We start from the raw sequence: 1,696 nt of genomic DNA, 5'->3' as shown, positions 1-1,696 counted from the left end.
AGTACAAGCTGTTCCCGCCTTCCCCATGACCCCTGACGGATCACTCCTATTCTTTCATAGGATACCACCGAGGGCAAAGGAAAAGGACAGTAGCCATAAATGCACCCTGTAAACAGATCTAAAAGCTCCGGCCGCCGAAAGCGCTCCCAGTCCTGGCTGTTCTCTATCCGCCTGCCGGAGCAGGCAGTCAGGATGTCAGGAATTTCCATATGTTTCTCCATCATCAATTCCTTTCTTCTTCCTGCCTTTCCTCCATCTCCAGGGGCACATTCTCATCGTATTCCAGATGCAGGCCGCCCTCAGCGTCAAATGACAGCTTCAAAAAGACATAGCTGGAATTATTATAATCTTCTTCGTCCCAGCGGTCCGAAATATAGAGAAATTCTCTGTTGTCCGGACTTCCAAAGGGCAGCACAAAGGCCGGCTGGGTATGAAAGGTAGTTTCATCCCCGAATTCCTTCAGTGTGGACCATTTTCCGTCCATGCTTTCAGCGGTTCCGTATTTTCCCTGATTGGGCTTCCAGCCCGTGCAGAAGGAGGTCAGCATATAATAGGTGCCATTTCTCTTAAAGACAGCCGGAGCCTCCCTGTACTCTCCCTGCCACAATTGGTTCACCAGAGAATCTATGTTAAGATAATCGTCCTGAAGCCGATAGATATGCAGATCCGCATTATCCCTGGCCGCGGAAATAAAATAAGCCGTGCCGTCCTCTTCTTGAAACAAAGTACAGTCTCTCGACATATATCCAAAGGGATTAAAGTGCCCGTGATAAACGAAATCTCCGTCAGGCACGTCGCAGGTGGCCACGGCACAGGCCGCCGCCCTGTAATTTTCCCCGTTTTCATAATGCACCCACAGCACATACTTTTTTGTGGCAGCATTGTAGAGCACCTTGGGACGTTCCAGATTCACCTTCCCCCCATTTTCGTTTACAAGCGCAAGGGATGCTCTCACCCTGCTTTGACTGACGGGAGAATGGATAGTCAGAATGTGTCTGCGAAATTCCCATTTCCGCAAATCCGCAGAACGGTAGCAGCTGATATAATTATCATCGTTTCGGTTCTCACCATACCAATAATAATAACCGTCCTTCTTAAGCATACAGCCCCCATGAGCATGGATCACATTGCCCTGGGTATCATACCATAATTTGCCATTTTTTAAGGTTTTCATGATTCCTTCCCTCCCAGATGTAATTACATTTTAACGGAGCCGGTAATCCCAGCAGTGAAATATCTCTGCAGCACCGTAAAAATAATAATGGTAGGTATTGTACAGATAGAAACCGCCAGCAGAATCAAGCCATAGTCCTGGGTATAGCCGGACATCAGGTTTGCAATCAGAAGAGGCATAGTGACGGAATCATTATTCAGCATAATAATACTGGGCCACATATAGCTGTTCCAGGAATTCATAAAGGTTATGGTCAAAGCTGCCACATAGGTAGGCGCCATAATAGGCACGAACATGCGGAAAAAAATCTGAAGCTCACCCAGCCCGTCCACTCTGGCCGCTTGTATGATTTCGTGGGGAAAAGCCCGGGCTCCCTGTCTGAACAGCATAATCAAAAACACGGAGGAAATACCCGGCAGCACAAAAGCCAGGGTGGAATTTAAAAGTCCCATTCTGGAAAACATGGTATACAGCGGTATCACTGTGGAAATAGACGGCACCATCATGGACAGCATCAGGATT

3 protein-coding genes are annotated in these 1,696 nt (G+C 47.7%); all 3 read right to left on the bottom strand.

The window, feature by feature from the left end; translation table 11 throughout:
* On the bottom strand, nucleotides 1-209 hold a 209-nt coding region (locus tag AC1WIP_RS15620; protein WP_481142692.1), incomplete at its 3' end, for a hypothetical protein.
* Nucleotides 210-223: 14 nt separating this feature from the next.
* Nucleotides 224-1,174: a family 43 glycosylhydrolase gene (locus AC1WIP_RS15615; protein WP_481142691.1), complete on the bottom strand. Its 951-nt coding sequence runs from the start codon at nucleotides 1,172-1,174 to the stop codon at nucleotides 224-226.
* A 23-nt stretch (nucleotides 1,175-1,197) separates the two neighbouring features.
* Nucleotides 1,198-1,696: carbohydrate ABC transporter permease (locus tag AC1WIP_RS15610; RefSeq protein ID WP_481142690.1), on the bottom strand; the 499-nt coding region annotated here is incomplete at its 5' end.

The sequence above is a fragment of the Acetatifactor sp. genome (assembly GCF_982438285.1).
This window is presented reverse-complemented; position numbering and strand designations above follow the sequence as displayed.